The organism is Sphingomonas sp. ERG5 (genome assembly GCF_000803065.1).
In the GTDB taxonomy this organism is placed as follows: Bacteria; Pseudomonadota; Alphaproteobacteria; order Sphingomonadales; family Sphingomonadaceae; genus Sphingomonas.
In genome coordinates this window covers 1-23,016 of sequence record NZ_JSXI01000052.1, presented here as the reverse complement: position 1 = coordinate 23,016, position 23,016 = coordinate 1, and the positions used below count along the sequence as shown (strand labels likewise).

The 23,016-nt window shown below is 62.7% G+C and carries 14 protein-coding genes; 10 read left to right on the top strand and 4 right to left on the bottom strand.

Annotated elements, in window-relative coordinates:
* Positions 1–252 precede the first annotated feature (252 nt).
* Entirely contained in the window at positions 253–1,536 is a 1,284-nt protein-coding gene (locus tag OO12_RS17220; RefSeq protein ID WP_235364848.1) for an MFS transporter, read from the top strand.
* Here OO12_RS17220 and OO12_RS17215 read toward each other — a convergent pair.
* Positions 1,523–3,811: a glycoside hydrolase family 3 N-terminal domain-containing protein gene (locus tag OO12_RS17215; RefSeq protein WP_034159962.1), complete on the bottom strand. Its 2,289-nt coding sequence runs from the start codon at positions 3,809–3,811 to the stop codon at positions 1,523–1,525. The two genes, OO12_RS17220 and OO12_RS17215, sit on opposite strands and share 14 nt — an antisense overlap.
* A gap of 142 nt (positions 3,812–3,953) precedes the next feature.
* On the opposite strand from OO12_RS17215, the gene OO12_RS17210 reads away from it, so the two are divergent.
* The 7 genes from OO12_RS17210 (at position 3,954) to tdh (ending at position 15,454) form a co-directional block, all read left to right on the top strand.
* Positions 3,954–4,979 carry a LacI family DNA-binding transcriptional regulator gene (locus tag OO12_RS17210; RefSeq protein WP_034159961.1) on the top strand — a complete coding sequence of 342 codons (1,026 nt, stop codon included), beginning with the start codon at positions 3,954–3,956 and terminating at the stop codon, positions 4,977–4,979.
* A complete protein-coding gene (locus OO12_RS17205) occupies positions 4,976–7,912 on the top strand; it encodes a TonB-dependent receptor (protein ID WP_034159960.1) in 2,937 nt (978 codons plus the stop codon). The genes OO12_RS17210 and OO12_RS17205 overlap by 4 nt, the downstream gene beginning before the upstream one ends.
* 60 nt (positions 7,913–7,972) lie before the next feature.
* Positions 7,973–9,382 (top strand): glucoamylase family protein, encoded by a 1,410-nt coding sequence (locus tag OO12_RS17200; RefSeq protein WP_034159959.1) that lies wholly within the window; start codon positions 7,973–7,975, stop codon positions 9,380–9,382.
* On the top strand, positions 9,382–12,393 hold the full coding sequence (locus OO12_RS17195; protein ID WP_052215991.1) for a discoidin domain-containing protein: 3,012 nt from the start codon (positions 9,382–9,384) through the stop codon (positions 12,391–12,393). Before OO12_RS17200 ends, OO12_RS17195 begins: the two co-directional genes overlap by 1 nt.
* A 102-nt stretch (positions 12,394–12,495) precedes the next feature.
* Positions 12,496–13,119, top strand: coding sequence for a helix-turn-helix domain-containing protein (locus tag OO12_RS17190; protein WP_034159958.1), 624 nt, complete (start codon positions 12,496–12,498; stop codon positions 13,117–13,119).
* Positions 13,120–13,184: 65 nt separating this feature from the next.
* The gene (locus OO12_RS17185; protein WP_034159969.1) at positions 13,185–14,384 is read left to right on the top strand and encodes a glycine C-acetyltransferase; all 1,200 of its coding nucleotides are present in this window, start codon (positions 13,185–13,187) and stop codon (positions 14,382–14,384) included.
* Positions 14,381–15,454: an L-threonine 3-dehydrogenase gene (gene tdh / locus OO12_RS17180; RefSeq protein WP_052215990.1), complete on the top strand. Its 1,074-nt coding sequence runs from the start codon at positions 14,381–14,383 to the stop codon at positions 15,452–15,454. Before OO12_RS17185 ends, tdh begins: the two co-directional genes overlap by 4 nt.
* Before the next feature lie 39 nt (positions 15,455–15,493).
* Here the strand turns inward: tdh and OO12_RS17175 are convergent, their stop codons facing one another.
* The 3 genes from OO12_RS17175 to OO12_RS17165 are packed head-to-tail and all read right to left on the bottom strand — an operon-like array spanning position 15,494 to position 20,020.
* Entirely contained in the window at positions 15,494–16,585 is a 1,092-nt protein-coding gene (locus OO12_RS17175) for a pyridoxal phosphate-dependent aminotransferase (protein ID WP_034159957.1), read from the bottom strand.
* On the bottom strand, positions 16,585–19,242 hold the full coding sequence (locus OO12_RS17170; protein WP_034159956.1) for a TonB-dependent receptor plug domain-containing protein: 2,658 nt from the start codon (positions 19,240–19,242) through the stop codon (positions 16,585–16,587). Before OO12_RS17170 ends, OO12_RS17175 begins: the two co-directional genes overlap by 1 nt.
* A 22-nt stretch (positions 19,243–19,264) precedes the next feature.
* Positions 19,265–20,020, bottom strand: coding sequence for a gamma-glutamyl-gamma-aminobutyrate hydrolase family protein (locus tag OO12_RS17165; RefSeq protein WP_034159955.1), 756 nt, complete (start codon positions 20,018–20,020; stop codon positions 19,265–19,267).
* Positions 20,021–20,205: 185 nt separating this feature from the next.
* On the opposite strand from OO12_RS17165, the gene OO12_RS17160 reads away from it, so the two are divergent.
* The gene (locus OO12_RS17160) at positions 20,206–21,531 is read left to right on the top strand and encodes a dicarboxylate/amino acid:cation symporter (protein WP_034159954.1); all 1,326 of its coding nucleotides are present in this window, start codon (positions 20,206–20,208) and stop codon (positions 21,529–21,531) included.
* A gap of 323 nt (positions 21,532–21,854) precedes the next feature.
* Positions 21,855–22,811, top strand: a complete 957-nt coding sequence (gene pip / locus OO12_RS17155; protein WP_034159953.1) for a prolyl aminopeptidase — start codon at positions 21,855–21,857, stop codon at positions 22,809–22,811.
* The last annotated feature ends 205 nt before the right edge of the window (positions 22,812–23,016 follow it).

Below are 23,016 nucleotides of genomic sequence, written 5' to 3'. Positions count from 1 at the left end.
CTGCGACCAACGTTCTCCAGACCCGGCTAATCGAACAAACCAAAATCTCGAGACCTGCTGTTTTGGGCTTTCAGGGCGGAACCACTTCAACAATCTGACAGCCCGACGGTTTCCTAAGCCATAGGCCGGATGTTTCACTCTCTCCGGGGCACCACCCAAATCACTCGAACTAACGCTTGCCAACACAGGGCCATCCCCACAAGGCGCAACACCGATGGTGGTTCTGATCGAGGAAATGGGTCGTTGAGGTCCGTGTTGCCGCGGGGAGAAGCGAACGCATCGCTGGTCTTGTTCGCCTCGGGCGACTTCGCGTTCAATCTCTATTGGCAAAGCATCAGTCTGTATTTGCTGTTCTTCTATATCGATGTGCTCGCGCTGCCTCCGGTCACCGCCGGCCTGGTGTTCATGGTTGGCACAGTGTGGGACGGCGTAGCGGATCTCGTCGCCGGCGCGGTCGCGGAGCGCGCGCGCGTGTCGTATCGACGGCTCGTCGCCTGGGGCTCGGTGCCACTGGGCCTTGCGTTCATGGCGATGTTCGCGCTGCCGACCCAGGCCGCGATCTGGGTGCTTCTCGCGCAGATGCTGTTCCGTACATTCTACGCCTTCACCAACATTCCCTATTCTGCCTGGACCACGCAGCTCAGCGCGGAACCGGCGGTGAGGACATTACTGGCAGGGCTGCGAATGATGTTCGGCGCGGCGGCCGCAGCATTGATCGCGCTGGGTATGCCGGCCTTGGCAGCGGCGTATGGCTATCCCACCGCGGCGATGGTGGTCGCCATGATCGCCATACCACTAATGCTGATCGTCGCACTGAAAGTCCCGGAGCCGCATCGCCGCATCGCGCCCATCATTCCATCATCGCTCGGCCAACAAGGCGCCGCATTGCTGCGCAATCGTGCCTTCGTCACGCTCAACATCGCCGCGGCGGCAGGCGGCGCGGCGGCGGCGCTGCTCGGCCAGTCGGTACCCTATTATTTCCGATATGTGATGAGCTACCCCGCCGGCGGACCGCAGGTGCTGGCGGCGATGAGCGTGGCAAGTACGCTCGTCCTCCCGCTCTGGACCCTGCTCGCCACCCGAACCGGCGCGCGTATTACCTGGCTCATAGCGGCGTTGCTCGGGCTGATCGGCTTGGCCACCCTCGCCGGGCAATCGAAAGAGACCGCGATGGTCGCACTCGCATTGATGGTGACGATCAGCATCGCCTTTGCCGGGTTCAACCTTGCCGCCTGGGCGTTGTTGCCCGACACGGTCGATTGGGGCGAAGCGCAGGGCGATGTGCGCGTCGAGGCATTGGCGTTCGGCGCGTTCGCCTTCGTGCAGAAGATCGCGCTGGCGCTCACCGGCCTGGCAATCGGCGCTGCATATGGCGCGAGTGGATTTGTTGCCGGCACCGCGCAGGTGCCGGTCGTCGCCACCACGATCCGCTGGCTGATGCTTGGCGGCCCGGCGGCGCTGATCATGGTGTCGATGCTGGCGATGCTGGCGCACCCGCGGGGTCGTCATACGTTACGCGATATCAGGTTAACGTAAACTCGCCCGCCACCCCTTCGGCCTGCGCCGATGGAGCGATCCATAAACGGAAGCGACCCGGTTCGACCGTCGGCTGCAGATCGCGTCCGATGAACAGCAGGTCCGCGCGGCGCAACATGAACGTCACGACCTTGAACTCGCCGGGCTTGAGCGCCACCCGGCGGAAAGCTTTCAGCTCGCGGACCGGACGGGTAATGCTGGCGGTCACATCCTGCACATAGAGTTGCACGACTTCTTCCGCTGCATGGTCGCCGCTATTGGTCACCGTCGCGGACACGGTCAGCGCGCCGTCCTTGGCGAGCTTCCCGTCGCCCAGATCGAGCGCCGTATAGCCGATCTTGCCGTAGGTGAGTCCATGCCCGAAAGGGAACAAGGCATCGTTGGCGAATTCGCGATAGTGCGTCTTATATTCGACGAGTGGCGTCGGGCCGTTGGGTCGCCCGGTGCTCTTGTGCGCATAATGATAGGGCTGCTGCCCGGTGGCGTGTGGGAAGCTGACCGGCAGCCGCGCCGAGGGCGCCTCAATTCCGAACAGCACATCTGCGATCGCGCGGCCGGCTTCCGATCCCAGGAACCACGTCACCAGGATCGCCGGTGCGTCGAGCACGGCTCCCGACAAAGCGAGGCCACGTCCGGTGGACAGTAAAACCACAACCGGCCTGCCGGTGGCGATGACCGCCGCGACCAGTGCCTGCTGCGCCGTCGGCACGACGATGTTGCTCCGGCTTTGCGCTTCACCTGACATGCGCTGGCTCTCACCGATCGCCAGCACGACGACATCCGCCCCGCGCGCCGCCGCGACGGCCGCCTCGATCCCGCCCGGCAACGGCGCGTCAATGCCCGAGCCCTCCACCGAAGTGATCAGCGCGGCGTCCTTCACCGCCTCGCGCACGCCGGTGAGCAGGTCCACCGCCTCGGCATCGGTGCCATAGACATTCCATGGGCCGATCAGATCGTGCTTCCCTTGCGCGAACGGACCGATCAGCGCGATGCGCTTGCCGGACCGAGGTAGTGGTAGCAGATCGCCGTCATTCTTGAGCATGACGATCGACCTGGCGCCGGCCTCACGCGCCAGCGCCAACGTCACCTTGGTGCGCACCTGTGTCTTTTCACGCCGCGCATCGATGCGCCTGAACGGATCGTCAAACAGGCCCAGCGCCACCTTCAGTGCGAGCACACGCCGCACCGCCTGATCGAGTCGCGCCATCGGCACCTCGCCGGCCGCGACCAGATCGGGCAGATGCTTGATATAGAAGCCCGACTGCATGCTCATGTCGACGCCGGCGAGGAAGGCCAGCCGCGTCGCTTCGCGTGCATCGGCAGCGAAGCCGTGCGCGATCAATTCCTCGTCGCCGGTATAATCAGACACGACCAGCCCGCCGAATTTCCATTCATCGTGCAGTATTTGCGTCAGCAACCAATCATTGGCAGTGGCGGGCACGCCGGCAATCTCGTTGAACGAGGCCATCACCGTCGGCGCACCCGCCGCCAGCGCAGCCTGGAATGGCGGGAAATAGATTTCGCGCAGCGTGCGTTCGGATATGTCGACGCTGTTGTAATCGAGCCCCGCTTCGCCCGCTCCATAAGCCGCGAAATGCTTGGCGCAGGCGGCCACCGCATCAGGCGCGGCCAGCCCGCGCGCACCCTGGAAGCCACAGACCCGCGCGTCGGCCATAAGGCGGCCGAGCAACACATCCTCGCCCGCACCTTCGATGCCGCGACCCCAGCGCTGGTCGCGCGCAATGTCGACCACCGGCGCGAAGGTCCAGTCGATCCCCGACGCAGCGGCCTCGGCACCAGCCGCACGTGCAGTGCGACGAGCCAGGTCGAGGTCGAAACTGCTCGCCTCGGCCAACGGCATCGGGAAAACGGTGCGGAAGCCATGGATGATATCTGCGGCGAACAGCAACGGAATCGCCTGTCGTGTTTCGCGCATCGCGACGGTTTGCATCCGCTTCGCCATCGCCACGCCGTTCCCGTTGAACACGCCTGTCAACCGACCGCGACGCACTTCCTCCAACTGTCCGTCAAAACTGGCGGTCGCGGCAGCCGGATTGAGCGTGGTCGCTGCGCCGCCGGCCCAGGCGGCGGCCATAAGCGTGAGCTGTCCGGCCTTCTCTTCCAGCGTCAACAGTGCGACGAGCGACTCGACCGCTCGTGGCAATGGGGCCGGGCCGATATACGCGAGCAGCGCGCGCGCTGGCGATGTCGCCCAGGCCGCCGCGGCTCCCGCCCCGAACAGGATCGCGCGCCTTGAAATGCGCCGTTCGTCCATCGAATCTCTCCCAGTCGGCGATCGTCGTGACATTGCGCAACAATCTGTTGAATGCGTTTGTAGGTTCCTGTAACCGGTTACATCAAGAAAAATGATCCGGCGATGGACCAGGCCGGACTCGCTGAGAGGGTGAAGAACGAGCATGCATGCCACGATCCGTGATGTCGCCCGCGAGGCCGCCGTGTCCGTGGCGACGGTATCACGCGTGCTCAACGGCCATTCCAATGTGCGTCCCGCGCTGAAACAGCACGTCGAGGATGTGGCGGCGCGGCTAGGCTATGTCCCACATGCGGGCGCGCGCAATCTCAGCCTCGCACGCTCGGGCGCGATCGGCGTGGTGTTGCCCGATCTACACGGCGAATTCTATTCCGAGCTGTTGCGCGGGATCGACCGCGAGGCATCGTCGCGCGATCTGCAATTGCTGCTCACCGTGATGCATGACCGCCCCGGGCGCGGGATTGATGTGTTGCGCACAATGCATGGCCGCGTCGACGGCATCGTACTGATGGCGCCACATATTCCGCAAGGCGAACTGGTGGGCCATCTGCCCGCCGGCCTGCCCACCCTGCTGGTCAATTGCGGCCCCGATGACGGCAATCATGCCGGACTGCGCGTTGACAATCAGGCCGGCGCCATAGCGATGATCGAGCATCTGGTGGCGATCGGGCGCCGGCGGATCGCGTACATTGGCGGACCCGACGACAATTTCGACGCGCTGGAGCGACGCCGCGGCGTCGAGATTGCCGCAGCACGCGCCGGGGTCGCAGTCCGGACGATGCCGGGTGATTTCAGCCAGGAAGCCGGCACCACCGCAGCCGCAGAGCTGCTGAAGGATCTGCGCCAAGTCGATGCAATCTTCGCCGCAAACGATATGATGGCGATCGGCGCGCTGATGATGTTGAAACGGGCCGGCATCGCGGTGCCCGACCAGGTCGCCGTCGCCGGGTTCGACGATGTGCCGCTCGCCCATCTCATCTCGCCATCGCTCACCACGATGCGGATCGACACCGCCGCGTTCGGTGCGCGCGCCGTCGCCCGGCTCGCCGACATCGTCAGCGGCACCACCAACCGCACAGTCGAGCCGGTCACGCCGACGCTCGTCGTGCGGGAAAGCACCAACCATCCAAGCCTCGGAGAGGGGCGTTCAACAGGGGAGCACAGCATATGACCTGGAACTTCAAGCTCGCACTTGCCGGTGCCACCATGCTGGCATCCGGTGCCATCGCGATCACGCCCGCCGCGGCTCAAACCACCACCGCTTCGGCGCGTGGCCAAGTGCGCGACGCGAGCGGTACGGGTGTCGGCGGTGCCAGCGTCACTGCGGTGAACGCCGGCACCAACCAGACGTTGCGTGGGCAAACGGATGCCGCGGGCAATTTCACGCTCAATGGCTTGCGCCCTGCGCAATACACGGTCACGGCCACCACCGCCGATGGCCGCACTACCAGCCAGGAGGTTGTCGTCTCGATCGGCCAGGCGCTGACGCTCAATCTGGTCCTGGGCGCTGCCGCGACGACCGAGAAGTCGATAGCCGAAGGCAACGAAGATATCGTCGTGACCGCCAGCCATCTTATCGAAACCAAGACCAGCGAAGTCGCGGCCAACGTGTCCCAGCAACAGATGCGCATTCTGCCGCAGACCGACCGCAACTTTCTTAGCTTCGCGGCGCTGGCGCCAGGCGTGCGCTACAATGACAGCGAAACCGACAAGGGAATCCAGTCCGGCGCCGCAACCACCAGCCAGGTCAACGTCTTCATCGATGGCGTCAGTCTGAAGAACCAGCTGCGCGAGGGCGGAATCGCCGGGCAGCAGAACAGTCGTGGCAATCCGTTCGGGCAGCTGGCGGTGCAGGAATTCCGCGTGCTTACGCAGAATTACAAGGCGGAGTACGAACAGGCCGGGTCCGCGATCATCACCGCGATCACCAAATCCGGTACCAATGAATTCCATGGCGAAGTGTTCGGCCAATACACCGGTCGCGGCCTCACCGAAACAAGCTTCCTCGATCGCCGCAACAACCGCGTCAAACCGGATTTCAAACGCAAGCAATATGGCATCTCGTTCGGCGGCCCGATCATCAAGGACAAACTGTTCTTCTTCGCCACTTATGAAGGCAATGATCAGGACCGCGCGTTCATCGTCGATTCCAGCGGATCGGCCACCAACGTCGCTGCATTCGAAGCGGCCTCGGGTCGCCGGTTGAGCGAATTCGAAGGCAATTTCGTCAGTCCGTTCCGCGGCGATTTCTATTTCGGCAAGCTGACCTTTACACCCGACGAACGTCAGGTGTTCGATCTGTCGTACAGCCGCCGCAAAGAAACCGACATCCAGGGCTTCGGTGGCAATTTGTCATATGAATTTGCCGAGAACCGGATCAACGTCGTCGACACCTATCTCGCCAAATGGACTTACCGGGGCGATAGCTTCATCAACGAAGTGAACGTCAACTACCTTAACTACCTGTCCAACCCGACCTCGCTCAACCCGAACAGCCCCAGTTATAACTACGACTCGGTGATTCTGTTTGGCGGCCGGGAAGCCACACGGCGCGAACAGCAGCAGAGCTACACGTTGCGCGACGACTTCACCTATACCGGACTCGACAAGCACGTGATCAAGGTTGGTGCGCGCGTCGAAGTGACCGATATCGAGTTCGCAAACCTATCCTATGTTCAGCCCAGCTATGTCTTCCGTATTGATCCGCGCAACAACACCGATTTCAGCTTTCCGGCGGAAGCACGACTTGGGCTAGGCAATGGCATCGTACGCGGATCGAACACGCAGCTCGGCTTCTACGTGCAGGACGATTGGGATGTGACCGACAAGCTGCAGCTCAATCTCGGGCTGCGCTGGGACTATGAGACGAACGGCAACAGCAACCAATTCGTCACCAACACCAATGCCGCGGCGGCGCTCCGTGCGCTGCCAAAGACCGCCTATTTCGATCCTGAAAATTACATCAGCACGGGCAAGAACCGTAAACCCTTTGCCGGTGCCTTTGCTCCGCGGGTGGGTTTCTCGTTCGACGTCAACGATGACGAACGGACCGTCATCTTCGGTGGATTCGGGCGCTATTATGACCGCAACAATTTCAACAACACGATCGACGAGCGGTCGCGTACCATCAATCCGATCGGCATATTTCGCTTCTCGCGCGACGGGCAGCCACGCGACGGCCTAGCCACGGTAATATGGGATCCACGATACCGGACGCGCGACGGTCTGCTTGCGCTCCGCAACAGCTCGACCAGCGGCCTGCCGGAATTGTTCGCGGTTAAGAACAACACGCGCCCACCGGTCAACGATCAGTTCAGCCTTGGCGTGCGCCAGAAAGTCGGTCCGGTCCAGGTGTCGGTCACCGGATCGTATCAGCGCGGCCGCAACGGATATACCAATCTGTTCGCGACACGCCGCAACGGCGGCAACGGCCCATGCTGCGATACATCTCCGCTCGCGCCATTCGGCTATGCCAATGCGCTGATCGGCTTTGACGGGCTCGATACGCGCTACAAGGCGCTCTTCGTGACGATCGATAAACCTTATAGCGAGCGTACCGGCTGGGGCGTCAACGTCGCCTATACGCTTTCAAAGGGTGAGCAGAATGGCGGCGACCTGTTCAGTCTCGATGCACCCACACCGGATCTATATGGCTGGCGGCCGCGCAATGGGGACGAGCGGCATCGCCTCGTCCTGTCAGGCATCGTCGATCTGCCGCTTGGTTTTCAGTTCTCGACGCTCAGCACCTTTGGCAGCGGCCAGGCGTTCCGCACCACCGATGGCACCAATGGTGCGACATCGGGGCAGAATAAGTTCGGTGGGTCCTATCCGGAAAAGAACTGCATCGGCGGCGTGTTCGCCTTCTGCGAAGTCAACCTCACGCTGAAGAACACGGTCCATATCCTGGGCGGCCAGGCCGAAGTCGCGGTCGATCTGCTCAACGCCTTCAACAACAAGAATTTCGCGGGCTTCGATGACTATTTCAACAACCAGATCAACCCGGCCACCGGTGCGATCGTCGACCCGCTCGACCCTCCGCGTATCGGGCGCGACCTGCTGACCCTGCCACGGCGCATCCAGTTCCGCGTCGGTTATCGCTTCTGACCTTCCTCCCCTGCCGGAGCGGCGCGCGTCGCTCCGGCATTTTTTGCATTCGAGGATGACGTGATCGATCGACGCCAGTTTCTCTGCACAGCCAGCCTTGCCGCCGCCGGTATCGCTATCCCCGGCATCGCCATGGCCCGAAAGGCCGCTCGCTTCACCAGCGAGCGATTGATCGGCGATATCCAGCACCGGAGTTTCCGGTTCTTCTGGGAGACGGCGGATCCGGCGACAGGATTGGTGCCGGATCGCTGGCCGACGCCTTCCTTCGCGTCGATCGCCGCGGTCGGCTTCGGGCTCACCACCTATCCCGTCGGCGTGCACAACGGCTGGATCAGTCGCGCCGCGGCACGCGACCGCACGCTGGCGACGCTGCGCTTCTTCGCGGAAGCGCCGCAAGGCCCCGAGGCCAATGGCACGAGCGGCCATAAGGGCTTCTTCTATCATTTCCTCGACGCCAAGACCGGCCGCCGTTTCGGTCGCACCGAACTCTCGACGGTGGATACCGCCTGGCTGGTTGCCGGCGTACTGTTCGCGCAAAGCTGGTACGATGGCGATCATCCCGACGAGCGCAAAATCCGCGATCTTGCCGAGCAAATCTACCGCGCGGTCGACTGGCCCTGGGCCGTACGGAATGCGCCGTTCCTGTCGATGGGCTGGCATCCGGAAACCGGCTTCATCCGCTCGGACTGGGATATCTATAACGAAGGCATGCTGCTCTATATTCTAGCGCTCGGCTCGCCGACGCACGCTTTGCCCGAAGGTACGTGGCAAGCTTGGTCCGCACGCTTCGAGCGGAGCTGGATCACGCGGAGCGGTCAGTCACATCTCCAATTTCCGCCGCTATTCGGTCACCAATACAGCCACTTATGGATCGATTTCCGTAACATTCGTGATCGCTATATCGCTGGAAAGGGCATCGACTATTTCGAGAATAGCCGCCGCGCCACCTATGCGCAGCGCGCCTATGCAATCGAGAACAAAAGTGGTTGGCGCGGCTATGGCGCCGAGTGCTGGGGGCTCACCGCATGCGACGGGCCCGGTGATTTCACTCTCTCGATCGATGGACGCCAGCGCGAATTCTTCTCTTATTCCGCGCGCGGCCCTGGCGACCGCGACGACGGCACGATTGCGCCCACCGCCGCCCTCGGCTCGATTGCCTTTGCACCGGAGATCGTCATCCCGACCATCACGGCGATGCATCAACGCTACGGGCACGGAATCTATCGCAAATACGGCTTCCTCGATTCCTTCAATCCGACGCTGACCGATCCAACCGCGCCGTTGCACCATGGCAAGGTCGTGCCGGGAGTCGGCTGGGTCGATGGCGACTATCTCGGCATTGACCAGGGACCAATCGTCGGCGGAATCGAGAACCACCGCTCAGGGCTGATTTGGCGGACGATGCGACGAAATCCGCATATTCGCCGCGGGCTGCAACGCGCTGGATTTGCCGGCGGCTGGCTAAGTTAATGCTTGCGCTGGTCGTCGCTGCCACGCTGGCGGCACAGGCGCAGGCATGGACTGCGTTCGCGTCAGACGGCGTAACTTCGCGGGCTGCGGCGCGCGAAGACGGCTTTCACCTCGACTATGATTTCGCCAGCGTGTCCGGCTATGCTGTGGCCCGACGCGACCTGGTGCGTGAGTGGCCAGCCAACTTCGTGATCCGGATAAAGGTGCGCGGCGTTGGCGGGGTCAACGACCTCCAGATCAAGTTCAGCGATGCGGACGGCAAGAACGTCTGGTGGACGCAGCGACGGAATTTCCATCCGTCGAGGACGTGGCAGACGATCGAGATTCGCGCCCGCGACATCGAATTCGCATGGGGTCCGGCAAAAGACAAAACGCTGCGCCGGACCGCCGCGATGGAGATCGTCGTCGTCCGCGGCCGCGATGGTGGCGGAGGGTATCTCGAGATCGACGAGCCGATCTTCATCGCCCTGCCCCCGCCTACCCCGCTTCTACCGCCGCGCGCCAGCGATGCACGCGCGCTGGACGCGCGGCGCACTCTCGTCCGCCCGCTGACCATCGATTTCGGCGGCCCACGCGAGATTGGTGGGTTGGCGTTGCGCTGGGGAGCGCGATTTGCCGCACGCTATACGCTCGATGCCTCGGATGACGGCCGCCTTTGGCGCACGCTTCGCACCGTCACAACGGGTGACGGCGGCGAGGATCCGATTGCCCTGCCAAATCTCGAAACGCGCTACCTACGCCTCACCGCTGATGGCCGGCCGGAGTTGGTGAGCATCGTGGTGATGCCGCTGGCCTGGGGCGCCACGCCCAACGCGATGATCGCCGCACTCGCCAGGAATGCCCCGCGCGGCAGCTATCCACGGGGCTTTACCGAGCAATCCTATTGGACGCTCGTCGCCAGCGATGGCGGTGCAGTATCCGGTCTGATCGGGGAGGATGGCGCGATCGAGGTCGCCAAGGGAGGTTTCTCGATCGAACCGTTCGTCATCGTCGACGGCCAGCGCTTTTCCTGGGCAGATGTGACGCCGGAGCAATCGCTGCGCGACGGCTATCTGCCGATCCCGCAGGTGCGGTGGCCCGGTAAGGGCTGGACACTAGAGACGACGCTTGTCGCCGACCAGTCCACACCACGCCTGTTGGCGCGCTGGCAATTGACCAACACCAGCGCCCGCCCGCGCACGCTCCGGCTCGCGCTCGGTGTGCGCCCATTCCAGGTCAACCCGTCAGCGCAATTCCTCGGCCAGCAGGGCGGCGTCAGTCCGATCTCGCGTATCGCATGGCACTTCGGGCACCTTTCCGTGACGTCACCGCCAGTGCTCGACGGCGATCCCACGATCATCCGGACCCTGTTCCCACTCACAATACCGACCAGCGTGGCCGCCCGCGTATTCGATCAGGGAGCGCTCATCCCGAACGATGGCGGCCCGAACGATGGCGGCGTGACCGAAGTGGATGATCCCAACCGGCTCGCTTCGGCCACACTCGACTGGGAAGCGACCCTCGCCCCGGGTGCCGTGCTGGAGGTGCTGATGGCGATCGGTGACGAAGCGCCTGTCGATCGCATCGCATTCGACGCAGCCGAGCAGGCGACCGCCGCCTATTGGCAGCGCATGCTGGGCGCGGTGACGATCACCGCGCCGCGCGCCAAGCAGGCCGTCGCCGACACGCTGAAGACCGCGCTTGCTCATGTCCTGATGAGCCGCGAAGGACCAGCGCTCAAACCCGGTACGCGCTCGTACGACCGGAGTTGGATCCGCGACGGCGCGATGATGGGCGATACCCTGCTCCGGCTCGGTCAGCCCGGCCCGGTACGCGCCTTCGCAGACTGGTATGGCACGAAGCTGTTCGCCAATGGGAAGGTGCCGTGCTGCGTCGATGCGCGGGGCCCCGATCCGGTGCCGGAGAACGACAGTCAGGGCGAGTATATTCATCTCGTTACGCAGCTTTATCGCTACACTGGCGACCGTGCCGCGCTGACACGCGATTGGCCCGGTCTGGATGCCGCGCGCCGCTACATGGAGGGGCAGCGCCAGTCGGAGCGAAACGCCGCGAACCAAACGCCTGAGCGCCGCCATCTCTACGGTCTGATGCCACCGTCGATCAGCCACGAAGGCTATTCGGCGGAAGCGCAATACAGCCTGTGGGATGATTTCTGGGCGCTCACCGGCTATAAGGATGCTGCCTATGCCGCCTCGGTGCTCGATAAGCCGGAGCGCGCGACGATCGCCGCCCAGCGCGACGAGTTTGCCGCCGACATCCACACCGGAATCACCGCTTCCGCGAAACGCTTCGGCATCGATTTCATCCCCGGCGCGGTAAGCCTTGGCGATTTCGACGCCACCTCCACGACCATCGCACTCGACCCCGCCGGCGAAGGTGCCAGGTTCGATCCCCGGTTGCTCGCGAATACGTTCGCCAGGCAATATGATCGCGTCATGGCCCGCGGCACCGCTGTCGCCACCTGGACCGATTACACACCTTATGAATTGCGCAACGTCTCGGCACTGGTTCGCCTCGGCCAGCGCGAGCGCGCCAACAATCTGCTCACCGCCTATATGGCCGACCGCCGCCCGGCCGCATGGAACGGCTGGGCCGAAGTCGTTGAACGCAATTCGCGTGAGATCCGCTTCATCGGCGACATGCCGCATGCATGGGTCGCCTCGGATTTCATTCGCGCCGCGCTCGATCTGTTCGCCTATGTCCGCCCTGATGACGAAGCGATCATGCTCGGTGGCGGCCTGAATGCCGCTTGGTTGGGCGAAGACGGTGCGGCGATAAGCGGGCTGCGCACGCCCTATGGCGTCGTGAATTTTGCTGCTCGCGACAAAGACGGCGCGTTGCTGGTCGATTTGTCGGGTAACGCCCGTCCGCCAGGCGGATTTGTCATTGACTGGCCATTCCAAGGCACCCCCGGCATCGCCACGATAGATGGCAGGCGGTGGGTGCCGAGCGGGCGTCAATTGCATCTGCCGATGCTGTCTCGTCATATCGACTGGCAACCCAGCCGTTAAACTTGATCTCGCTAACGGTCCGATTCCGGTCGTGGACGGACAATACGGCACTCCTGAAATCCCAAGCCGCCTTCGTCGCATGGGCCGCATAAAATTCGGCATATGTTCCAGGCAGTGTCACGGCTACTTGACCTTGTCACATTTGACGGTGACGTATCGGCAATGGCAGATTTTGGTTCTCCGCAAATTGGTCCGGCCGTCCAGCAGCATCGCAAGAAGGCTGGCATGACCCTTGACGTCCTTTCCCATGCGTCAGGCGTTTCGCGTTCGATGCTGTCACAGATCGAACGCGGGCAGACAAATCCCACGGTGGCGACCGTCTGGGCCTTGGCGCAAGCGTTGAAGATCGACGTCTCGGAACTGATCGGTGGAGCGCGACCGGAGCGGCGGCCTCATATCGAGGTGGCATCGCCTTCGTTCACGCCGGAAATAAGGACCGAAGACGGCTCTTGCGTACTGCGAATCCTGAGCCCCGCGGACAGGGCAGACAGCCTCGAATGGTATGAAATCAGATTTGCCGCCGGCGGCAAGCTGACGTCGGCAGCGCATGCCCATGGCACTCGTGAGCACCTCACGGTGCTGGACGGCGAATTGCATGTAACCCTCGATGGTGCCGAGCAAATCGTCGGGCACGGCGCTACAGCCCGCTATCCCGCAGATATACCACATGAAATCATTAACCTAGGGACAGACCCAGCCCGAGCATTGCTTGTCGTGATCGGATAGAATTCTTATATACTGGACTCGATGTCCATTATACTGCATTTATGCTGCGTTCGAAGGAGCTCAGCATGGATTTGCCGTTTTACGACCGCATCAACGATACGCTGCGAAACATTGAAGCCGATGGACTGCTGAAATCGGAGCGCGTGCTGGCGGGACCGCAGCAAGCGATGGTCTCGGTGCGGAGCCATGATGTGCTCAATCTTTGCGCCAACAATTATCTCGGGCTTGCCGCCGACCCACGGGTAATTGCGGCGTCGGTGGCAGCGGCCAATCGCTGGGGTGCCGGCCTGGCATCGGTCCGGTTTATCTGCGGAACGCAGGAGATTCATAAGACGCTGGAAGCAGCGGCGGCAGAATATCTCGGCTTTGAGGATTCGATCCTGTTCGCCGCCGCTTTCGATGCCAATGGCGCGGTATTCGAACCGTTGCTGGGTGCGGAAGACGCGATCGTTTCCGACAGTCTCAACCACGCGTCGCTGATTGACGGTATCCGGCTGTCCAAGGCACGGCGGTACCGCTTTTCGAACAACGACATGGCGGATCTCGATCGTGTGCTGGCGCAGGCAAGGACTGAAGGCGCTCGCACCATATTGATCGTCACGGATGGCGTCTTTTCCATGGATGGGACGATCGCCAATCTGGGTGCGATCGCCGATCTGGCCGATCGGCATGGAGCGCTCACGCTGGTCGATGATTGTCACGCAACCGGACTCCTCGGTCCGGGCGGACGAGGCAGCTTGGCCTATCGCGGCGTCGAAGGGCGGATCGATATTCTGACCGGTACTTTCGGCAAGGCATTGAGCGGGTCGATGGGCGGATTTGTCGCGGCGCGGCGCTCCGTCATCGACCTGTTGCGGCAGCGGGCACGGCCATATCTGTTTTCGAATGCCCTGGCACCGGCAATCTGCGGCGCCGCACTCGCGGCGATCGACATAGCGCGCGGCCCCGACGGGGATGCACTGCGCCAAAGATTGGAACGAAACACGTCCCGGTTCCGTGCCGGCCTCCAGGCGCTGGGATTCGAATTGCTGCCCGGCGAGCATCCGATCGTACCGGTCATGCTGTTCGATGCGCACAAGGCCAAACATATGGCAGACGAACTGCTGTCGCTGGGCATTTACGTCACGAGCTTTTCCTTCCCGGTCGTACCGCACGGCCTCGCGCGCATCCGCACGCAGATGTCAGCTCATTTCGCCGATGATCAGATCGATCACGCAATCAATGCCTTTGCTCAGGCTGGCCGCACGCTGGAGATCATTCAATGAACACCGCTGTTCTCACCCGCCCTGAAACCACCGTGAAGACCATGAAAGGCCTGGCCAAACTGGAGGCAAGGGAGGGAGTGTGGGAAACGCGCGCGCCGATACCGCAGCCCGGCCCTGACGATGTCCTGATCAAGATCGCCAGGACCGCGATCTGCGGCACGGATGTCCATATTCACGCCTGGGACGAATGGGCAGCGCGCACCGTGCCGGTTCCGATGATCTTTGGACATGAATTCTCCGGCGAGATCGTCGAAGTCGGCGCAGCGGTCACGCGCGATTTGCGGATCGGCCAGCGTGTTTCCGGCGAGGGTCATATCATCGACATCAATTGCGCCGCTTCGCGCGCGGGCAAGTTCCATCTCGACCCCGGCACTCAAGGCATTGGTGTGAACCGGCAGGGCGCCTTTGCCGAATATCTCTGCCTTCCAGCGTTCAATGTCGTGCCGTTGCCAGAGGATGTATCCTTGGACGTCGGCGCAATTCTCGACCCCTTCGGCAATGCCGTGCATACAGCACAGCAATTCGACCTGCTCGGCGAAGATGTCCTCGTCACCGGTGCCGGACCCATCGGGATCATGGCCGCCGCGGTCGCACGCCGGGCGGGTGCGCGATCCGTGGTTCTGACCGACGTCAATGACTATCGGCTCGAACTGGCAACGCGGCTTGCCGATGTTCGGCCGGTCAATGTCAGCCGCGAGGACCTGCGCGATGTCATGCATGAGCAGGGTGTGCCCGACGGCTTTGGCGTCGTCCTGGAAATGTCCGGCGTCGAGAGCGCGATCCGCCAGGCCGTGGCCTGCGTGGCGATGGGCGGAAATATCGCCATGCTCGGCTTACCGAGCCGCGATATGCAAATCGCGTGGGCGGACATCATCCTCAAGGCCGTAACGATACGCGGCGTTTACGGACGCGAGATGTTCGAAACCTGGCGCAAGATGTTCGGATTGATCCGCAACGGGCTCGATCTGCAGCCGCTGATCACGCACCGCCTTCCGGTTGGTGACTTCAATGCGGGATTCGACCTGATGCGCAAAGGGCTGTCCGGGAAGGTCGTGCTCGACTGGAGCTAGGCGGGCGAAAGCCCGAAGGATTCCTTTTCCTGCAGGATCTCATCGCGCATCCTTCGTCAGTCCGCGGAGCACGGCGATGACCCGATCATTGTCGACCGGACGACCGATGCTGATGCGAATCCAGTCATCGAGCGGTGGAAACGGACGCGCGACCTGAATTCCCGCAGCCACAAAAGCCGCGCGGAAGCCTGCTGCCTCAGGCGTGGAGAAAAAGACGAAGTTCGCGCGTGACTCACTGTGTCGTAAACCCGACTGGTTGAGTACCGCCGTCAGCCGTTGGCGCTCGGCGGCGACGCTGCTTCGCACCGAACCGACATGCGCCTGATCAGCGAGCGCAGCGCCAGCGGCGGCGAGCGCGAGCCGGTTAAGTGAATGCGGCGCCCCGATACCGGATTGCCGCAGTCCCTTTGCCAAAGCATGCGGCGCGACGGCGTAGCCGATCGACAGGCCCGCCAAGCCATAAATCTTGGCGAGCGTTCTGAACACCAGCACATTGGCGCCGCTACGAACGTGACGGATCGCACTGCGGCCGGCAAGATCATCATACTCCAGATACGCTTCATCGACGACGACGAGCGTTCGCTTCGCGGTTTCGGCGATGAACTGATGCAATGCCGCGGCATCGCCCACCGTGCCCGACGGATTATGCGGATTGACCAGCGATACAGCGAGTGTTTGCGCATCCACCGCTCGTGCCAGCGCTGGCAGATCGTTTTCCAGATCGGCGTTGAGCGGCACAGGGACGGCCCGTCCGCCGAGCGGTGCAGCGGCATCCACCAATGCGGTATAACCAGGCGCCGAGAAGACAATCCCACCGCCGCCCGGCCGCTGTCGCGCAAGGTACAGGCCTAGCGGTTCCAGCACTTCGCCGATCACGATCTGCCCGGACGCGACACCTTCCAGCGCAGCGATCCGCCGAGTCAGCGCATCGACTTCGTTTTGATCGACATAGCGTTCGATGCCCGGCGTCGCGCGGGCGATCGCCGGTGCGACACGAGGTGACGGGCCGTACTCATTCTCGTTAAGCGACAGCCGTGCCGTCGCCGGCCTGCCCCTGGCGGGAAGTGCGGTAGCGACCGTCGCCGCCGCACTCATCGCCAGCCATTCGCGGCGGTTGAGCAACCCACCCATCAGAACGACACCCCGGCGCGCACATAATAAAAGGCGCCGCTAAACCCGAACGGCGAGAACTCGCTATAGGGAAACACCCCGAAGGTGTCCGCGCCCGTCAGCGCCGGCGTGGAGCGAATGTTCTCGGTCGGATAGACGTTGAACAGATTGTTGGCGCCGACAGTCACTGCAAGATTGCGGTTGATCTGCCCGGTGAAACTGAAATCGGTCACCCATTTCGGCTCCAACTTCTGGATCACATCGAGATTGCCGACAGTGCCCGACTGAGTGGGCAACGTGCGGAACGGCACATTCCCTTGCGCGATCAGCGCGACATTGGCGGGACTCTGGTTGGTCAGCGCGACTTGTTCGACCGTGCCGTAGCGCGTCGTACGCGCGTCGAAAGTGATTGCACCAAGCTTCAGATTGGCACCGAGCGCCACTTTGTCACGCGGCTGCCCATGCTCGACCCGCGTCCGCTCGACCACATCGAACAGCGGCGTGGTGATACCAAGTCCAGTGATCTGCGACGGCGTCGATGAGATGCGTCGCACGTGTGTCTCGTTATGATTATACGCTGCACTCAGCTTGAGGTCCGCCCAATTGCCGAGCGGCGTGGCGTAAGCGACCGTCACATCCACGCCCTGTGTCCGCGTGTCGATCGCATTGCTGAAATAGCGCACACTGGTCACGCCGGGAATGCCGATGCCCGCCAGATAGTCGCGCAGGCGCCGGCTGCCCGAGGCGTCGACATAATTCGAGGAGAGGACAATGCGATCGTCAATGTCGATATGATAATAATCGACCGACGCAGTCAGGCGTCCGGCCGCGAAGGTCAGGCCGCCGCCAAAATTGGTCGATTTCTCCGGGCGTAGCGATTGCGCACCAAGCGCCTGCGCCAAGGCCGAGCCGACCGGCGCGGTGCGCACCAGCACGAATTCCGGAAAACCGGTCGTGTTGTTGACGATCGTGCGACTGCTGGTCGAGCTGAAATATTGCTGCGCCAATGCAGGTGCGTGAAAACCGGTACCGATCGAGCCACGTAAGGCGAAGCCGGCAGGCAAGGCGATCCGCGTGGATGCCTGGCCGTTCCAGGTATCGCCGAAATCGCTGTAATCCTCATAGCGTCCAGCGAGATCGACTTGCCAGCCTTTGACGAGTTCCGTGCCGATTTCCGCGAAGGCCCCGATCGCGCGGCGGTCGACGTTGACGACATCGGACGGCTGGATGCCGGCGAAGCCCTGCGATCCAATCGTCGGGATCGCGCCCGTGCCGGGTCCATCGAGCACGCGCGTGGTCCCATAGGCATAGCTTGCCGCTTCGCCCGCACCGATCTTGTACCCATCACGCCGGTATTCCGCGCCAATCGCAACGTTGATCGGCGCGGCCAAACCAGCTTCGAACCCACGCGAGAAGGTCAGATCGGTGGTCCATTGCGAGTTGGAATATTTGCCGTTGTAGAAACGCGTCGGGCTTGCCGCACCCAGCGTGGCATTGAGCGTGTTTTCGGTGCGATATTCGATGCTGTTGCCGCCATAAACACTCGACAGATCCCATTTCCACCCGCCGACATCGCCACGCAGGCCAAGTGCCGCCGAATAATCGGTGCTTTCCGTGTTGACGAAAGGCAGGAAGCCGTCGGGATAAATCGCGCGGACATTCTCATCCTGGCCGGCTCGACGAAATGATGCGTTGGAATGCGCCTTGCTGAGACGGTAGCCGCCAAAGCCGTAAAGCTCGACGCCGCCGCCTAGCGGCTTTTCAAGATTGACGATGACCGATCCATCCTTGAGATCGCCTTCGTCGGAAAAGCGCCACACGTTGCGGTCGACGGTTGCTTCGCGCGGATCCAGCCGCGTACCGGCAACGCCACCCGGCGCGTTCAACCCGACCCCTGCCCCGTAGCGCGCCGACAAAGGCTGTGCCGTGCCGGTCGGCGAGATACCGAAATAAAATTGGCGCATGTCGGGCAGTGCGCGATTGGCTCCCTTGTGGTCGCGGTAATAGCCGGTGACATTGACGAAGCCGTCATCGCCCAGCTTCACGCCGCCACCGAGCGAAAAAGCATAGGTGTCGCCACCACCGTCATAGGTCGACCCCGCGCTGGCGGTTGCGTGGAACTTCGTGTCCGTACGCAGCAGGATGTTGATCACCCCCGCGATCGCATCCGATCCATATTGCGCGGATGCGCCGTCGCGCAGGATCTCGATCCGCCCGATCCCGTCGGCCGGGATTTGATTGAGATCAGTCGGTACCGCGCCCTTCCCGATCGTGCCGCCGGTATTGACCCATGCGGCGGTGTGCAGACGCTTGCCATTGACCAGGACCAGCGTCTCATCAGGTGACAGGCCACGCAGCGACGCCGAGTGAATATGCGTGTTCCCATCCGGCGTGGTGGGCGTCGCGAAGGCGAAAGACGGGGCAAGCTGGCGCAATATCTCGGTCGTTTCCTGATAACCGGAGGCGCGCAGATCATCGCCGCGCAACAGGTCGATCGGCACTGACGATGTCGTCACGGTGCGCTCCCCGACACGCGATCCGGTCACGACGATATCGCCAGATGCGTCCGGCGACAGGATGCTGTCGGGCACCCCCTGATCCGCCGGGGCTTGTTGCGCGGAAGCGAGAGTCGGCAGGGCGGACATGCCGGCGAGCAGCACGGCGACGATCTTCTTCATTCGGAGGTCCCTTTTTCGTTGATTATTGTCTTGCGATGGCCGCCGACGCGCGAAGCGAGGTGCCGACCAGTGCAAAGAAGGCGCGGCTTTCCGCGGAGCTGCCGACATCCCATTCCGGATGCCATTGGACCGCCAGTACATCGCCGCCGCACGGTCTGGCCCAGACCGCCTCGACCAGGCCATCATCCGCCGCCACCGCTTCGATCGACAAACCTGCGCCGAGCCGGTCGATGCCCTGTTCGTGCACAGAATTGACCAGCAGCCGCCGGCGTCCCGTCGCCCGTGCCAGCACGCCTGCATCGCTCAGTTCGACATCATGGCAGTGCCCGAACATCTCATCGAGGCAGCCACCCCAGGACCCGCGATGATGTCGCCCGTGACATGCCTCGGTCGACAATGTGCCTCCAAACAGCACATTGATCTCCTGCAGGCCGCGACAGATGCCGAAGACCGGCTTGCCGATCTCGATCATGCGCCCGGCAAGCGCGAGCGCGACCTCATCGCGCTGGGGGTCGACCTGCTGCCCCGGGGATAGCGGCGCGCCGCCATATCGATCAGGCGCGACGTGCGAACGCGATCCTGTCAGCAGCAATCCATCGAGCAGCGCAGTCAGGCCGAGGATCGAGGCGGCGTCGGTCACCGCCGGCACCAGCAACACCGTCGCGTCGGAAAAACGCGACAAGGGTGCAACGAAGCGCGTCGCAACGACCTGCACCGGGCGATCGACGACCTCGTTGCAACACAGAACGCCGATCACGGGGCGCGGCGTACTACTCATCCAAGCTTCAGCAACATCATGTTCTCCACCTGCGGCTATATCCCATCATTCCAGTAGGAGATGATAGAAAAGCTTCGAGCGCAGGTAGGGCGACTATGTGGCCTGACCAGCCGCTGCTCGCATAAATGGATGCCTGCCTCTCAATCTCGGCGCTCGCGCATGGGATTGGGCATCGGAGAAGCAGCATGGCCGACGATTCATCATCCACAGCGCGCTCGTCGCGGTCGTCGTTCGGGCTTCAGGTCCTGCTTGGCATGGCAATCGGTCTGGCGCTGGGCATTGCCGGTCGTGCGCTCGGCGATGCTGCCGCCGGCCATGCGCTCGGCGAAACGCTGCACACTGTCGGACAGATCTTTGTCCAGTTGCTCAAGGCGTTGGTCGCGCCGCTGGTCTTTACCGCGATCATCGCGTCGATCGCGGCGCTGCGCGACCTGGAGAATGCCGCCAGGCTGGTGGTGCGAACGCTCATCTGGTTCGCGCTGACCGCGTTCATCACGGTGCTGATCGGGATTGCATTGGGGCTGATCATCCAGCCTGGCCTCCATACGAGCATTGATCCTTCGGCCGCCCAGCCGCCGTCGAGCACCGGTTCATGGCTCGATTTCCTGAAAGGGCTCGTGCCGGCAAATCTGCTTGGTCTGCAGGCATCGACCGTGATCGACACGGGGGTGGCAAAGACCATGCTTTCGTTCAACGTCCTGCAGATCATTGTCGCGGCGATCGCGATTGGCGCGGCGGCGGTACGGATTGGAGCCAAGGGCGAAGCGTTCCTGGCGTTCAACGCATCGGCACTGGCGGTTTTCCGTCATTTGCTGCGCTGGGTGATCGCGCTGACGCCGATCGGCACGGCGGCGCTGATCGGCGACGCGGTGATCCGTTACGGCTGGGATGCCCTGGCTGCGCTCGGATCATTCGCCGCCGCAGTCTATATCGGGCTCGGCCTGGTCCTGTTTGTGGTGTATCCGCTGCTGCTTGTCGCCAACGGCCTCAGCCCGCTGCGCTTCTTTGCCGCCGCATGGCCGGCGATCCAGCTCGGCTTTGTATCGCGATCGTCTGTCGGCACGCTCCCCGTGACGGAAGAAGTGACAGAGCACCGACTTGGCGTCCCGCGTAGCTATGCCGCCTTTGCCGTACCGCTGGGCGCCACCACCAAGATGGATGGATGCGCGGCGATCTATCCTGCCTTGTCGGCAATCTTCGTGGCGCAATTCTTCGGGCTTCCGCTGCATTTGTCGGACTATGCCTTGATCATATTCGTGTCGGTTATCGGATCCGCCGCCACCGCCGGCCTGACCGGCGCGACCGTGATGCTGACCCTGACATTATCGACGCTGGGCCTGCCGCTGGAGGGCGCCGGGTTGTTGCTGGCGATCGATCCGATCCTCGATATGGGGCGCACCGCGGTCAATGTAGCGGGCCAGGCGCTGGTGCCGACGATCGTCGCCAAGCGATCGGGCATTCTCGATCTGGCAAGATTCTGGTCACGGCATCAAGAATACGCGCCAGCCTGACCGGGCATGGAAGCTTGGACGATCTCGGGGATGCTCTTCGTCAGATCATGTCCTGGCTGACGGCGCCGTCATGACATTGAGTTCCGCCACGGCAAGCGCGAAACTTTCGGTCGCGGTCGTCGAGGCAAAAACCGAAGCCAGTCAAGATTGGGCAATTCTCCCGGCACTGGACTCCTTCACCCTCGGCGGCAGGATTTTTCATTTGCACATCGCCGGCATTCATGTCGTGAAGCCGCGAAGAAACATAGGGCGATGCAGGTGCCGGACAGGTCGGAATCCCGGGGACGAAAACATGCGTCGCGCGCCAGATTCAGGGAGTTGTCATGAGCGATTTGCGCACATTCTATCCGGCCATCGAGCCCTATGAATCGGGAATGCTGGATGTCAGGGACGGGCACCAGCTCTATTATGAACGGGTCGGCACCCCTGGCGCAAAACCGGCGGTGTTTCTGCACGGCGGGCCGGGCGGCGGATCGTCACCCGTTCATCGCCAGCTCTTCGATCCCACCCGCTATGACGTGCTGCTCTTCGATCAGCGCGGTTGTGGTCGCTCGACTCCGCACGCCGAACTTCATGCGAACACGACATGGCATCTCGTGGCGGACATCGAACGCCTGCGCGAACTTGCCGGCGTCGAACGCTGGCTCGTCTTCGGTGGCAGTTGGGGGTCGACCCTCGCCCTTGCCTATGCCGAAACGCATCCTGAGCGGACGAGTGAGCTGGTCCTGCGCGGCATTTTCACCGGCGAACCCGAGGTGATCGAATGGTATTACAAGTTCGGCGTGTCGGAAATGTTCCCCGACAAATGGGAACGCTTCCTCGCGCCGATCCCCGTTGGCGAGCGCGGTGACTTGATCGCTGCCTATAACCGCATCCTGACCGGGAACGATCCAGCGGCCCAGCTGGAAGCGGCAAAGGCATGGAGCCTTTGGGAAGGTGAAACGGTCACGCTGCTGCCCGATCCCACACTGACCGTTACCCATGGTGCGGATCATTTCGCGATCGCCTTCGCGCGGGTGGAGAACCATTATTTCTCGCATGGTTGCTGGTTCGAATCCGGCCAGCTGTTGCGCGATGCCGACCGGCTGGCCGACATCCCCGGGGTTATCGTCCACGGCCGCTATGACATGCCCTGCCCCGCGCGTTGCGCATGGGAATTGCACAAGCGCTGGCCGGGTTCGGATTTGCATATCGTCGAAGGGGCCGGCCACGCATTCAACGAGCCGGGAATTCTCCACGAACTGATCAAGGCAACGGACCGCTTCGCAGACAGCGGCTGATGCCCTGTAGCAATGAGTTTTCGACACTAAGAAAGAGCGCGCCGGCATGAATCCGGCAAACGACGGCATGGCCGATCCTGTGTCATGGTTGAATCACCAGCGGCGACAGGGCCACTGGGACCGCACGGAAGAGACGAGCGGCGAAGATATGTTACACCTGGATGTAACATATCTTTCTCCGCCGCCTCCCCGACCACAAACCTAC